Raw genomic sequence first — 14,569 nt, forward strand, 5'->3', positions numbered from 1 at the left:
GGCGCTGCAAATCAGGCTCGCAAGCCAGTTAATGAACATGGTGAACGGTTCGTAAACCAATTCTGCCTACGGTCGTCAGTGGGGTCAGAAGCTTCTGACAAGGGGCGTAAGCAGGCGGGCATGGTTGTTGTTTCGCATTTCCTGAAATGGATCTACACGGCCAGGGTGTCGGAGCGCGCCGCGGCGGCGAGCGCTCTGGCCCGGGCCTATATCAATTCCGAATTGCCTTTCGAGGACCGTTGCGCCGCCGAGGCGGCGCTGACGCTGTTGCTCGACGATGCCTCGTCGAAGGTGCGGCTGGCGATGGCCGAGGCGCTGTCGATGAGCCACCACGCGCCAATGCAGATCATCAGCGTGCTGGCCTCCGACCAGCCGGAAGTCGCCGGCGTGGTGTTGGCGCGCTCGCCGCTGCTCACCGACGCCGACCTGATCAACCGCGTGGCTTCAAGTCCGAAGGCGACACAGAAATTGATCGCCGAGCGGCCACTCGTCTCGATGGCGCTGTCGGCGGCCATCGCCGAGATCGGCGAGGCGGACGCCTGCGCCGTGCTGCTCGCCAACAGCGGCGCCGACATCGCCTCGCTCAGCTTCCGCCGCATGGCCGAACGGCATGGGCACCTGCCGCTGGTGCGCGAGGCGCTGATATCGGATATCAGGCTGCCGGCCGACTGCCGGCATATGCTGCTCGTCAAGCTTGGCGAAATGTTGAAAACGTCGCCACTGGTGATGGCGATGATGGGCGCGGCGCGAGCCGACCGCGTCATGCGCGACGCCTGCGTCAAGGCTTCCGTGACGCTGATCGAAGGCACGCGCCAGGAAGAACATGCGGCCCTGATCGAGCATCTCAGGCTGCGTGGCGACCTTACCGCGAGCTTTCTGATCCGCACCATCGCGCATGGCAAGGTGGATTTCTTCGGCTCGGCGCTGGTCGCGCTCAGCCAGCAGTCCGAACAGAGGGTAAGGGCGCTGCTGGCCGGTGGGCACGACGTGGCCTTGCAGGCGCTGTTCCGCAGCGCCGGACTCGCCGCAGTCACCCATGCCATCATCCTGCGTGCGCTGAAGATCTGGCGCGAGGTTGCCAACGGCAAGCGCATCGCCGGTGTGCAGGAGGTCAGCTGGCTGATGCTCAAGGAAGTGGGTGGGCAATCCGCCGAAGGCGATCTTGCCGCCTTGATCAAGTCGATCCATCTCGATGCGCTGCGCGAGAACGCGCGAGGCCACGCGCTGGCGATAGCGGCAGCTTAACCTTTATCCCTCGCGAAAAAGTCGGGGAAATCCTCCATCGCGGCGGCGATGATGCGCAGCGATGCCGCGATCTGCAGCAATTCGCTGGTGCCGTTTCGCTCGGCGATGTTCGCTGCGTACTGCCGGGCGACGGCGACGGTCGAGGTCTGCGGATCGCTGGGGGCGCGGAAAAGCAGTTCGCGCGCCAGTCCCCTCAGGAAGTTGGCGATCGAAAGCGCGGTCTCGGATGGAATGGCATGGCTTTGGCTTGCATCGCGCAGCCGAAGGACCTCCAGGCCGACGGTGACGGCGGCGACTCCGCCGCCCAGAACCGCATCGCCCTTCTGACCGGCATTCTGCACCAGCGGCATCAGCTGGTTGATGCGGTCGTAGGCGAGGCTCTCGAAGGCCGAACGTCTCGGCACGCGCTCATGCAGGCAAAGCCGCGCCAGATCCTCGCGCATGGCGCGCACGATGCGGTTGGCCGCGAGCCACGGATCGGCGGGCAGCACGACGATGAAGACACCGATCGCCAGCAGGATGCCGACCAGGATCGACGCCGAACCGGCGAAGAAGGGTCCGGGATCGTAGGTCATCGCCTGGTGCGGGCTCAGGAAGGCAAGGAAGTTGATGGCGAAGGCCGTCGCCACGCCGACATAGCGTGGATTGGCCATGGCCAGCGCCGTCGGTACAAGGATGGGCACGACAAACAGCATGAACCAGCCGAAGCCGGGCAGGGCAGGCAATGCGATCTGGCCGACGAGAAAGGCAAACGGCAGCGCCAGAAGCGTTCCCTTGAAGAAACCCCAGGCGACCTGCACAGGGTCGGGGCGAGCAGCAAACAGGCTCGATACGACAGCAACGAGAATGACCGTACCGGCCGCTTCCGACCATTTCGTCGTCAGCCAGAAGGCCGCGACCAGCAGCGTGGCAAGGGCAGCACGCAAGGCGTTACGCGATGCGCCGGCGTAATCGCGATGCACCACCAGCGCAGGCTGCCTGCTGCCCCGGGCCGGACGTGTGGCAGGCGCGCGCAAGGCGTCGAGGCCGCGCAGCACCTGCTTGAGCGCATCGGCGAAATCGGCGGCGATGGTCAGGCGGGTGATAGTGCCGACCCTGTCGTTGCCCTGGTCGGTCGAGGTATCGGGCATTTGCCGGGCGTTTCCGGCAATCGCATCGAGCCGAGCCATCCACAGCGCCGTATCGTCCAGCGCGCCGGGCTTGGTCGCCAGCTCGCCGACCAGCGATTGTAATTCCGAGCGCACCGGAATGAGCGCCGCATTCTTCGGGGCGGCGTGCGAATGCAGCGCGCGTGCCGCCGAGAGCGCGGAGAGCAGTTGTCCGATGGTGCGCCGGACTGGATGGGCGCGCGGCGCGAAGCTTGGCGCTTCGAGCCTGGCATAGGCGCGCATCTCGCCGAGCGTCTGGGCATCAGTGATCAGCTTTCGGTGCAGCGCGGACAGCGTTGCCGGGTCGCCGCCGGAGAACGCACCGCCGGCATAGGTGGCAAGATCAAGGATGCAGCGTTTCAGGCGCGAGACGATGGCGTCGCTGGCCAGTTTTGGCAGGATCAGGCGGCTGGTCAGGCCGGCGCAGACAATGCCAAGCACGATCTCGGCACAGCGCGCGACCGCGAGGTCGACGACGAGATGCGGCTGTCCGAAAGCGGGCAGGCCGATGATCATTGCGGTGTAGCCCGCGAGGGCGGCGCCATAGGCTTCCGGATTGCGCAGCAGCGACGAGACGAAGGTGCAGATGCCGATCCAGACGGCAAGCACCGTTACCAGCACCCAGGGGCTGGTGCCGCAAACGGTGGTGATGCCGATCGCGGCGATGCCGCCGACCAGCGTGCCGAGCAGCCGGTAGAAGCCCTTCGCCAGTACCATGCCGGCAACCGGCTGGGCGACGATGAACACCGTCATCATGGCCCATTGCGGATGGTCGAGCTTCAGCGCATAGGCGGCTAGCAGAGCGATCAGGCCAGCCGAAACAGTGCGCAGCGAGAAAATCCAGTCCGAACGCGTCGGTTGCGTCAAGCCGGCTAAACTCGTCTCGAAATAGCCTTTCAGCCGCGCCCAGGTCACATGCTCGTCTCCGCAACTGGAGCCTTGTTATGGACCGGCTGGTGGCTAGATATCCAGCACTTCCGTCTCGGCGAATTCGGCGCGTTCCTGGATGAAGCGGAAGCGGGCCTCCGGCTTGGTGCCCATCAATGCATCGACGGCGTCCTTGGTCGCCGCCTCGGCGTCGATCACATCGATCCGAAGCAGCGTGCGCTTCCTCGGATCCATGGTGGTTTCCTTGAGTTGGGCCGCCATCATCTCGCCCAGACCCTTGAAGCGGCCAAGCTCAACCTTGCCGCGCCCGGTAAATTCGGTGCGCATAAGCTCGTCCTTGTGCGCGTCATCCCGGGCATAGGCGACCTTGCCGCCTTGCCTGATCGAGTAAAGCGGCGGTACCGCCAGATAGAGGTGGCCACCACGCACCAGTGCCGGCATCTCCTGGTAGAAGAAGGTGATCAGCAGCGAGGCGATGTGGGCGCCGTCGACGTCGGCGTCGGTCATGATGATCACGCGATCATAGCGCAAATCCTCGTCGCGGTATTTCGACCGCGTGCCGCAGCCGAGCGCCTGAATCAGGTCCGAGATCTGCTGGTTGCCGGCAAGCTTGTCGTTGCCGGCGCTGGCAACGTTGAGGATTTTTCCGCGCAATGGCAACACCGCTTGGCTGGCGCGATCGCGCGCCTGCTTGGCCGAGCCGCCGGCCGAGTCGCCTTCGACGATGAACAGTTCAGCGCCGGCCGCGGCATTCTGCGTACAGTCGGCGAGCTTGCCCGGCAGCCGCAATTTGCGCACCGCGCTCTTGCGCGACACTTCCTTTTCCTGGCGCCGGCGCACGCGCTCGTCGGCGCGTGCGATCACCCATTCGAGCAGCTTCGAGGCTTCCTGCGGATTGTCGGCCAGCCAATGGTCGAACGGGTCGCGGATCGCGGTCTCGACGATGCGGATCGCCTCGATCGTCGCCAGCCTGTCCTTGGTCTGGCCGACGAATTCCGGCTCGCGGATGAACACCGACAGCATGCCCGCCGCCGAGATCATGACGTCTTCCGAGGTGACGATCGAGGCGCGCTTGTTGCCGACGAGATCGGCATAGGCGCGCAGGCCCCGCGTCAGCACGTTGCGGAAGCCGGCCTCGTGTGTGCCGCCTTCGCCGGTCGGGATGGTGTTGCAGTAGGAATTGATGAAGCCGTCGCCGCCGAACCAGGTCACCGCCCATTCCAGCGACCCATGGCCGCCTTGTTTCTCGCTCTTGCCGGCGAAGATTTCGCGCGTCACCTGGAAGTCGTCGCCGAGCGATGCCTTGAGATAGTCCTTCAGGCCGCCGGGAAAATGGAATTCCGCCTTGGCCGGTGTCTGGTCCTTTTCCTTGATCAGCGACGGATCGCAGGTCCAGCGGATCTCGACACCACCGAACAGATAGGCTTTCGAGCGCGTCATGCGGTAGAGCCGCGCCGGTTCGAACGCCGCGCCCTTGCCGAAAATCTGCTCGTCGGGGTGGAAGCGGATCTTTGTGCCGCGCCGGTTGTGGACCTCGCCCAACTGTTCCAGCCCGGTCACGGGAACGCCGCGCGAGAATTTTTGCCGATAGAGTTGCCGTCCCCGCGCGACCTCGACCTCGAGATGGTCCGACAGCGCGTTGACCACGGACACGCCGACGCCATGCAGGCCGCCTGATGTCTCGTAAACCTTGGAGTCGAACTTGCCGCCCGAATGCAGCGTCGTCATGATCACTTCAAGCGCCGGCTTCTTGAACTTCGGGTGCGGATCGATCGGGATGCCGCGGCCATTGTCGGTCACGGCGAGATAGCCATCGGCCGAGAGCTCGACATCGATGAAGGTGGCATGGCCGGCCACCGCTTCGTCCATCGAATTGTCGATGACCTCGGCGAACAGATGGTGCATCGCCTTGTCGTCGGTGCCGCCGATATACATGCCTGGCCGTCGGCGCACCGGCTCCAGCCCTTCCAGCACCTCGATGTCGGCGGCGCTATAGCCCTCGCTGCCGTCCTTGGTCGAGGCAGGACGCTTGGTGGCTTGCACCACCAGTGGATCCGCAGGGCGCGCTGGCGCGCGAACCGGCTGCGGCTTGTTGTCGTCATTGCCGAAAAGATCGTCCATGCCTGCCATAGAGTCCGATGCTGCGAATCACCTCGCGATACTGCCACGCTTTTCAGCGCCAAGCGACCGAGGTTCCTGTTCCGTTCGGGGATATGGCCCCTCTTACTCCAAAACCATTCGATAACCAAGCCGGCGGAAATAGGTCCGATACCGCGGTGCAGGATTCCTGATTCTTTAACAATGCCGCCTAGGGTTAAGCCCAACAAAACAAGAAACTGCGGGCATCAGGGGTTTCGGCGTGAGGGGCAAGGCCATATCGATGATCGGCATCGCCGCCGTTTTCGGGGCGATCTCGATCTTTGCCGCGGATTTCTGGGTCAAAAGCCAGGCCAAGGCCGATTCCGAAGAGAAGACGTCGTCTATTCCGGCAGCTGTCGTGCCGAAGGTCGAGTTCAAGACCATCGTGGTGGCGAATGCCCCATTGCGCTACGGCATGGCGCTCGACCGCGCGCAGCTCAGCGAAATCCCGTGGTCGCAAGAGGCCGTGCCGCAGGGCGCCTTCACCACCATCAATGCGTTGCTTGCCGATGGCAGCCGCGTGGTGCTGTCGCCGATCGAGGTCAACGAACCGGTACTGCTGACCAAGCTGTCCGGTCCGAACGGCCGCGCGACACTCTCCAACATGATGACGCCCGGAATGCGGGCGGTCACCATCCGCACCGACGAGATAGCAGGTGTCGGCGGCTTCGTCACACCGGGCGACCGCGTTGATGTCGTGCTGACGCGCGATGCCGGCGAAATTCAGGAAGTGGCCAAGAATGCACAGGGTGCGGCCGGATCGACGGTCACCTCCGAGATTGTCGTTGCCGATGCCAAGGTGCTGAGCGTCGGGCAAGGTGCCGACGAGCGCCAGACGACGCCGCAGATTTCCAATTCGGTGACCATCGAGGTGACGACCGACGGCGCGCAGAAAGTGGCGCTGGCCCGCACTGTCGGTACGCTGTCGCTGTCGCTGCGCTCGGCCAGCGAAGGCGGCGACGGCAAGGGCGGCGTCACCACCATCTCTTCGTTCGGTGGATCGGCCGCCTCGAACGTGCAGGCCGCTGCCGGCTCGCTGTTCGATGCCGTGGTGAAAGAGCCGGAGAAGCCGAAGTTCAAGACGGTCATCGTAACGCGCGGCACAAAGGCCGAGGAATACCAGGTTCCTTCGCGGGACCAGAAATAAGCCAGTGGGGACTGGGTGAGGGACGGGACAATGTTCGGGCTGTTCACATATCGGGTCATGGGGCGGTTGCGCGTTTTGCGTGCGGCGGCTGTCGCGTCTTCGCTGGCTGCTGCCGCGATGCTGGCCTTCGGCGCCTCGGCGAGGGCTGACAACGAGATCGTCTATGTGTCGTCGACCAAGAATGCGTCAATCAAGGTCGCCAAGGGCAAGCCGAAGACGATCATGACCAGTGCCGCCTTCTACCAGATCGTCATCGGCGATCCGGAGATCGCCAACGTCAATCCGCTGACCGACAAATCCTTCTATGTGCTCGGCAACAATCTCGGCACCACCGGCATTGCCCTGTTCGATGAGAAAAAGCAGCTTGTCGGCACTGTCGACATCGAGGTGACGCTCGACACCGACCAACTGGCCAGCACCATTCGCGCCAGCGTGCCGGATGCCAGGATCAAGGTCGGATCGGCCAATGGCCGGGTCGTGCTGTCGGGCGAGGCCGATGACGCGGTCGCCGCCGAAAAGGCAAACAAGATCGCGACGCGCTTTTCCGGTGCCGAGGAGGTGATCAACTCGGTCAACATCTCGTCGTCGCAGCAGGTCCAGCTCAACGTCCGCTTTGTCGAAATCAACCGCCAGGCGGGCCAGGATCTCGGCGCCAAATACGCCGCCAATTTCGCCTATGGCATGGGTGGCCGCGACGTCACGCTGCCGGCCGGATCGATACAGGGCGCGGGAACAGGCGAGATCATCGGCAAGCTGCTGTCGAATGGCGTCTCCATCGATATCGCCATCAAAGCGCTGGAAGAGCGCGGCTTGGCGCGGCGGCTGGCCGAGCCGAACCTGATCGCCCGGTCCGGCCAGACGGCGAGCTTCCTCGCCGGCGGCGAGTTCCCGATCCCGGTCTCCGAGGACGACGGCAAGATCTCAGTCAGCTACAAGAAGTACGGCGTCAGCCTGGATTTCACGCCGACGGTTCTGAAGGACGGGCTGGTCAGCCTGGACATCGCGCCGGAAGTCTCCTCGATCGACGCGTCTGCCTCCTACAACATAGGCAGCATTTCGGTGCCCGGTTTCATCGTGCGCCGTGCCAGGACATCGGTCGACCTGAAGAACGGCCAGAGCTTCATGATCGCCGGATTGCTGCAGTCGCAGAACGACATCACCACGTCGCGCATTCCCGGCCTCGGCAAGATGCCGGTGCTTGGGGCGCTGTTCTCGTCGAAATCCTATCAGCGGCGCGAGACCGACCTCGTCATCATCGTAACGCCCTATCTGGTCAAGCCGGTCGATCCGTCGAAGAAGCTCGTCGAGCCGACGGATGGCACGCAGCCGGCCAGCAACGCCGACTATTTTCTCAACAACACCGAGGAAGTGAAGGGCGCCGATGCCGGGCGTACCGTGGCGCTGGCAGACGGCCGCGTCACTCAACCTGCAGCGGCCGCTTCGGCTGGGCATTTCCTCGACCTGCCGAAGGATTGAAGCCATGCGTCTGGTCTTTGGATCGAGCGTCGCCTTGCTGCTGGCCGGCTTTGCCGCCGGCTGCACCAGCGACGACTATGTGCGCAGCGAAGGGCCGACGGCCGGCGCCGGAAATGCGCAGGCCGCCAATACCGTCATGCAGATGGTCGATCCCTGGAAATACGGGGTCCAGAACACCAGGCTCCTGGTGCCGGCCCAACGAGGCAGTGCCGCGGCCGTAACACACGATCAGGCGGCCGGTGCCAAGGCGTCGCAGTCCAGCACGACCAATTGATCCCACGGGCAACTGATCCAACGGTCGATCGACCTGACAGGCTGACAGAATGGCAAACGGCATCAAGACCAGGAAGATCCTGCTCGTATCGACCGACAGGACGTTTGCGCAGGACACGCGCACCGCGTTTTCCGCCTCCGAGATCATACAGCTCTCGACAGTGGAGAAGAACGTTACCGAGTTGCGCGGCGAGATCCAGGAAGCCGACTTCGGCGCCATCATCGTCGACATGGATGCGGCAAGGCTGGAGGAGGTCGAGTCGCTGCAGCGCATCATGCGCCGGCTGGAGGACAAGGTTCCGGTCGTTGTCGTCACCCAGGAGTTCAACGCGGCCGCGGTGCGTATTCTCGTGCAGCTCAAGGTCGCGGATTTCCTGGTCAAGCCGATCACCACCGCCGATCTCGTGCGCTCCGTGGTGAGGGCGCTGCAGGGACCCGGGCGCGAGGAAAATAGCGAGTCGCAGATCTACACCTTCATGCCGGCCGCGGGCGGCGTCGGCACCACCACGCTGGCGTTGCAGACCGCCTTTCAGCTGCATCACTCGGTGACGCGCGGCGCCTCGACCTGCGTCGTCGATCTCAACTTCCAGCAGGGCGCCTGTGCCGAATATCTCGACCTCGAACCGCGTTTCGACATTACCGAGATCGAGAACCAGCCCGAGCGTCTCGACCGGCAACTGCTCGACGTGATGCTGTCCAAGCATGCCAGCGGACTGTGCGTGCTGGCGGCACCGGCGCATCCAGCAGAGATGCGCTCGTTCAAGACCGATGTCGTGGTGCGCATGCTGGACCTCGTTTCGGCCTATTTCGACAATGTCGTCATCGACATGCCACGCACCTGGTTTCCATGGACGGAGACCGTGCTGCTCGGTTCCAACAAGCTCTACATCGTCGCGGAAATGACGGTGCCGTGCCTGCGCCACACCCAGCGGCTGATCCAGGCGGTCTACGAGACTGCCGGCAAGGAAGTTAAGCCGAACGTCATCGTCAACCGTTTCGAACAGAAGATGTTCGACAACGGCATCAAGCAGGCGGACGTTCAGGAAATTCTCGGCGAGCATTTCGTCGGCGGCATCGCCAACAACTACCGGCTGGTGCGCGAAGCGGTCGATCGCGGCGTGCCGCTGCACGAGATCGATCCCAACGCCAATGTCGTCAACGATCTGAAAAAGATCATCCTGCCGGAGGAAGCGGTCCCAACTCGGGCGAAATCGCGCTCGCTGTTTGGCATGGGCCGTGGATTACTGAAGAGGAAAGCCGGATGACCAGCCGCTTCTCCGCCCTGCAGAACCGCGATGCGCGTCCGCAGCGCGCGCCTGAGACGACGCCGGTCGCCCATCATGCCGTCGTCATTCCGACCAGCCGAAAGGCTTTGCCGGCAAAGCCGGACACAGCGCCGGCAAAGAATGCCAACAAGGTGCTCGATGCGCGCGTGCGTATCCACCGGCTGCTGCTCGAAGAGATCAATCTTGTCGCGCTGGAGCGTTTGCCGAAGGATGAGATGCGCCGGCAAGTGCATGATTTCGTGTCGGAAAAGACCAAGCAGGAGCGGATGGCGATCAACACCGTCGAGCTCGACGCACTGGTCGACGACATCGTCGACGAGATGGTCGGCCTCGGTCCGCTCGAGCCGCTGCTCAAGGACCCCGACATCAACGACATCCTGATCAATGGCCACATGAACTGCTTTGTCGAAAAGAAGGGCAAGCTGCAGCCGGTCCACATTCCGTTCAAGGACGAGGCGCATCTCCTGCGCATCGTCAACAAGATCGTCGCCGCGGTCGGTCGCCGCGTCGACGAATCGCAGCCGATGGTCGATGCCCGCATGCTGGACGGCTCGCGCTTCAACGCGGCCATCCGCCCGGTTGCGGTCGATGGGCCGCTGGTGTCGATCCGCAAGTTCTCCAAGAACAAGCTCGGCCTGCACAAACTGGTCGAATTCGGCGCCATCACCCAGAACATGGCCGAAGTGCTGGCGGCGGCCGTGCACGCCCGCAAGACGACGATCATTTCTGGCGGTACCGGCACCGGCAAGACGACCATGCTCAATGCGCTGTCGGCCTTCATTCCGGAAGACGAGCGGCTGATCACCATCGAGGACGCGGCCGAACTCCAGCTGCAGCAGCCGCATGTCGCGCGTATGGAGACGCGGCCTGCCAACATCGAAGGCCATGGCGAACTGAAACAGCGCGACCTGGTCAAGAACGCACTGCGCATGCGCCCCGACCGCGTCATCCTCGGCGAGTGCCGCGGCGAGGAGGCATTCGACATGCTGCAGGCAATGAACACCGGCCACGAAGGGTCGATGGCGACCATCCATGCCAACACGCCGCGCGACGCCATTTCGCGGCTCGAGCAGATGCTTGGCATGACCGGCATGCCGATGACGGTACAGTCGATCCGCAGCCAGATCGCCAGCGCGCTCGACCTGATCGTTCAGCTGACGCGCCTGTCCGACGGCAAGCGCAAGGTGACCAGTGTCGCCGAGGTGACCGGCATGGAAGGCGATGTCATCCAGATGCAGGAGATCTTCCGCTTCGTGCGTACCGGCATGGAGGCCGACGGCAAGATTCTGGGGCACTACGAGGCGACCGGCATCCGGCCGCGCTTCCTTGAGGATCTGCGCGCCATGGGCATCGAGTTTCCTGGACGATATTTCGAACCCGGCCGGCCGCAGGAGTAGCCAAGTGTTCGATGGAATGAGCGCGATCTATGTCGTTTATGCCGCGGCCGCGCTGACCGGCATCCTGATCGCCGAGGCCTGCTACCTGCTTTACGCCGGTCGCAGCGACAAACGCACCGCCATCAACCGGCGCATGAAACTGCAGGAAAGCAAGATCAGCCAAGAGCAGGTGCTTGTCCAACTGCGCAAGGAACGCGGCCTCGATGCAGGCACGCCGCTGTTTTCGCTGGATCGGTTCCGAGCTTTGCGAACCCAGTCGGGCATGGTCATGCCGCTGTCGAAATTCCTGATGATCACCTGCGGCGTGGCGATGGCGATGACCCTGGTCGCCATCTGGTACGGCTTGCCGCCGCTGATGGGGCTTGTGCTGTTTGTGGTGCTTGTGCCGGTGCTGCCAGTGATCACGCTGCGCTTCAAGCGCAAGCGCCGGGTAAAGCGGTTCGGCATGCAATTGCCGGAGGCGCTGGAACTGATCACGCGTGGCCTGAAGGCCGGCCATCCGGTGCCGGTGGCGATCGCCATGGTGGCGCGCGAGATGCCCGACCCGATCGGCACCGAGTTCGGCGTCATCGCCGACGAGGTGACCTATGGCTCCGATCTGGTTTCGGCGTTGAACTCGCTGTTCGACCGGGTCGGCCAGGAGGATCTGCCGCTGTTCGTCACCGCTGTCTCGATCCAGACCAGTTCGGGCGGCAATCTGCGCGAGATCCTTGACGGCCTGGCGACGACGATCCGCGAGCGCGGCAAACTGCGCCGCAAGGTGCGCGCAATTGCGACAGAAGGCCGGATGTCGGCCTACATACTGACGGCGGTGCCGGCGTTGCTGTTCACCGCCATCATGGCGCTGATGCCGGGCTTCTACAGCGACGTCTGGGGCGAGGCGAAAACCTGGTACCTGCTCGGTGGGTCTATCACCTGGCTGATGCTGGGCAATCTGATGATGTTCAAGATGTCGAATTTCAAGTTCTGACATGCAGGGCTTCATCGAATTCCTCGCCTCGCTTGCACCGACCTCGTTGATGCCGGTGGCCATCCTGCTGCTGGCGGCGGGTGCTGCCGCTGTTGCCTGGCCTGTTGTCATGGCGAAGGGCGACCGCAACGAGGTCATGCGCCGGCTCAGGGTCGACAACGGTCCCGTGGCCGCCAAACCAGAGCCGGTGCAGAAGAAGAATACCGGCGTCGTGCGCGAGAAGGCGGTGAAGCGGGCGCAAGAATTCTACGCCAGGAGCGATCCGGAAAATGTCGCCCGGCTGCGCATGAAGCTCATCCAGGCGGGCTACATGGAGCCGCGTGCTGTCGGCACGTTCTTCCTGATCCGGTTCAGCGCGATGATCGGCACGGCAATCGGTGTGTTTGTGCTCAACCGGTGGATGGCCAGCCCGGACGCGACGATGGCCAGTCGCTGGACATTCGTCATCCTGTCGGGAGCGGCCGGCTATTTCCTGCCCGGCCTGGTGCTGAGCCAGAAAGTGCGGGAACGCAGGCGTGAGTACCGCAACGGCTTTCCCGATTTCATGGACCTGATGATTGTCTGCTCGGATGCCGGAATGAGCATGGAGGCCGGCATAGAGCGCGTCTCCAAGGAACTCGCCAAGACCTATCCCGCGCTCAGCCAGAACCTGCAGCTGGTGTCGCTGGAGCTGAGGGCCGGGCGCAGCCTCGACGACGCGCTGAAGGCGCTCGCCGACCGCCTCAGCCTGGACGAGGTGCGTTCCTTCGCCACATTGCTGCAGCAGTCCAAGGAACTCGGCACCAGCCTGTCGGGGGCGCTGCGCGTTTTCTCCGACGACATGCGCCATAAGCGTATGTCGTTGGCCGAGGAAAAGGCGCACGCTTTGCCGGCCAAGATGTCGGTGCCGGTTGTTGTGTGCATCCTGCCGGTGGTGCTGATGATCGCGGCCATTCCAGTCATCGTCAAAATGACGGCGCACTAGCGAGCGCTTCACAAAAGCCCTAGCAAGGGGCTGACAACCATTGTTCTGACCGAACCCGGCTTTGCAGGTGAGAAGTCCATGCTGCTGCGCACTCTCTTGCTCGGCCTTGCCGCGGCCAGCCTGTCGCCCGCCTGGGCCGTGGCCGACGATTGCGGCGATGCCGCCGCCTTGGTGCAGCAGGCCTATCCCAAAGCTCGAAAGAACGCCGACGGCACCTCGTTCACGCTCGAACCCCACACCAGCATCGCCCTGACATTCGCGTATGGCGATCCGCCGGGGCTGGTTTGCAAGATCTGGCCCGTCCATGACGACCTGCTGTTGGTCGCAGTGCCGCTGATGGAGGGGTCCCAACCCAGCGACTACGCGCATGCCGGCGATATCGAGCTTTTGATTGTCGACAGGAAGAGCCGGCAGGTGCTCCAGCCCGGGCTGATGAATGATGATGCCATCGCCATCCGCAAGGTCGAACTTGATACCGGCCGCTATGCGCTGGCGCCCGATGTTACTGCCTTTGGCCTGCGCATCGAAATGGCGAACAATTCGCTGCCTAATCCCTTCAGTGAAACCGACCTGCGGCTCTATGCCGTCGATGGCGATTCCCTGAGGATGGTGCTCGATGGCCTGGTCGTGGGCGGCAATGGCGGCGAGGGCGATACCAATTGCGCCGGATACTTTCATACTAGTCGGGTTAGCCTGGCGATGAGCCCGGCCAAACATCATGGCTACCACGACATAACGGTGGTCGAGCAAATGGATACTGACAATCCGTTGCCCGACAAGGATGGCGAGTGCCAGTCCCATCCCGGCAAGTCCGTGAGCCAAACCTACCGGCTGCGCTATGATGGCAGCCGGTATACGGCTCCTGCGGGGCTCAAAGCCCTGGAGCCGTGAGGACGCCGCTGGCTGCGACTGAAGCAGCGTGGCCTGGTGGTTAATGGCTGGTGTGCCCGAAACCAAATTTTGGTGACGTTTCGGCACCAAAGTTTAAGCGTCGCTGATATAATGTGTTTCCTGAAGAACGACCCGGCAAATCGGGCGATGAGGCAGGGGCATGCGTCACAGTAACTTCACGGCAATGGCCGCGATTTCGGCCGTCTTGATGATGTCTGGCTGTACAACGGGCGGCGTCGACACCACCAAGACCACCGCCATCCAACCGGCGGCAAAGGACATCGACACCTCCGATCTGGCGCAAGGCAAGGCGCAGTTTCGCGACGCCAATTACGGCCTCGCCGAAAAGCACTTCCGCAAGGCCGTCGAGTTGAAGGCCGACAATGCGGAGGCCTGGATGGGGCTCGCCGCTTCCTATGATGAACTCGGCCGCTTCGACTTCGCCGATCGCGCCTACGGCCAGCTTTTGAAAGTCGCCGGCCGCAAGCCGCAGATCATCAACAACATGGGCTATTCGCAACTGCTGCGCGGCAATCGCAAGAAGGCCAAGGCGTTGCTGCTCGAAGCGAAGGCGGGCATGGCGGATCCCACCGTCGTCAATGCCAATATCGCCTTGCTGAACAAGGGTTGACCCGGTCGTTGCATCCTAGGGATCCGGATCGGCACATAAGGCATCGACGCTTTGTAAACCCTATCGGCAGGTTGCGTCGAAAGATCGGCTGAAAACTCGTATCTGACGGCTGCC

General features: G+C 63.3%; 12 protein-coding genes. 10 read left to right on the plus strand and 2 right to left on the minus strand.

The window, feature by feature from the left end:
• Positions 1-120 precede the first annotated feature (120 nt).
• Positions 121-1,245 carry a DUF2336 domain-containing protein gene (locus NKH95_RS06125; protein ID WP_352610678.1) on the plus strand — a complete coding sequence of 375 codons (1,125 nt, stop codon included), beginning with the start codon at positions 121-123 and terminating at the stop codon, positions 1,243-1,245.
• Here the strand turns inward: NKH95_RS06125 and NKH95_RS06130 are convergent.
• Both NKH95_RS06130 and parE read right to left on the minus strand, forming a co-directional pair.
• Entirely contained in the window at positions 1,242-3,308 is a 2,067-nt protein-coding gene (locus NKH95_RS06130) for an FUSC family protein (RefSeq protein WP_352610680.1), read from the minus strand. The genes NKH95_RS06125 and NKH95_RS06130 overlap by 4 nt on opposite strands.
• Positions 3,309-3,353: 45 nt before the next feature.
• Positions 3,354-5,411: a DNA topoisomerase IV subunit B gene (gene parE, locus NKH95_RS06135; protein WP_023810500.1), complete on the minus strand. Its 2,058-nt coding sequence runs from the start codon at positions 5,409-5,411 to the stop codon at positions 3,354-3,356.
• A gap of 229 nt (positions 5,412-5,640) precedes the next feature.
• Between parE and cpaB the strand changes: the two genes are divergently transcribed.
• The 9 genes from cpaB (at position 5,641) to NKH95_RS06180 (ending at position 14,455) form a co-directional block, all read left to right on the plus strand.
• On the plus strand, positions 5,641-6,567 hold the full coding sequence (gene cpaB, locus NKH95_RS06140; protein WP_352673700.1) for a Flp pilus assembly protein CpaB: 927 nt from the start codon (positions 5,641-5,643) through the stop codon (positions 6,565-6,567).
• Between the two features lie 57 nt (positions 6,568-6,624).
• Complete coding sequence (locus NKH95_RS06145; RefSeq protein WP_502895169.1) at positions 6,625-8,043, plus strand: type II and III secretion system protein family protein; 1,419 nt, start codon at positions 6,625-6,627, stop codon at positions 8,041-8,043.
• Between the two features lie 4 nt (positions 8,044-8,047).
• Entirely contained in the window at positions 8,048-8,317 is a 270-nt protein-coding gene (locus tag NKH95_RS06150) for a hypothetical protein (RefSeq protein ID WP_352440245.1), read from the plus strand.
• Between the two features lie 49 nt (positions 8,318-8,366).
• Positions 8,367-9,581, plus strand: coding sequence for a CpaE/TadZ family protein (locus NKH95_RS06155; protein ID WP_023810504.1), 1,215 nt, complete (start codon positions 8,367-8,369; stop codon positions 9,579-9,581).
• A complete protein-coding gene (locus NKH95_RS06160; protein ID WP_352440246.1) occupies positions 9,578-10,999 on the plus strand; it encodes a TadA family conjugal transfer-associated ATPase in 1,422 nt (473 codons plus the stop codon). The genes NKH95_RS06155 and NKH95_RS06160 overlap by 4 nt, the downstream gene beginning before the upstream one ends.
• A 4-nt stretch (positions 11,000-11,003) precedes the next feature.
• Positions 11,004-11,969 (plus strand): type II secretion system F family protein, encoded by a 966-nt coding sequence (locus NKH95_RS06165; RefSeq protein ID WP_352891186.1) that lies wholly within the window; start codon positions 11,004-11,006, stop codon positions 11,967-11,969.
• A gap of 1 nt (position 11,970) precedes the next feature.
• Positions 11,971-12,933 carry a type II secretion system F family protein gene (locus tag NKH95_RS06170; protein ID WP_127322803.1) on the plus strand — a complete coding sequence of 321 codons (963 nt, stop codon included), beginning with the start codon at positions 11,971-11,973 and terminating at the stop codon, positions 12,931-12,933.
• 78 nt (positions 12,934-13,011) lie between these two features.
• The gene (locus tag NKH95_RS06175; RefSeq protein ID WP_352891187.1) at positions 13,012-13,824 is read left to right on the plus strand and encodes a PA3715 family protein; all 813 of its coding nucleotides are present in this window, start codon (positions 13,012-13,014) and stop codon (positions 13,822-13,824) included.
• Between the two features lie 160 nt (positions 13,825-13,984).
• The gene (locus NKH95_RS06180; protein ID WP_352891188.1) at positions 13,985-14,455 is read left to right on the plus strand and encodes a hypothetical protein; all 471 of its coding nucleotides are present in this window, start codon (positions 13,985-13,987) and stop codon (positions 14,453-14,455) included.
• Positions 14,456-14,569 lie beyond the last annotated feature (114 nt).

It is taken from the genome of Mesorhizobium sp. M0848 (genome assembly GCF_040319805.1).
Lineage (GTDB): Bacteria > Pseudomonadota > Alphaproteobacteria > Rhizobiales > Rhizobiaceae > Mesorhizobium.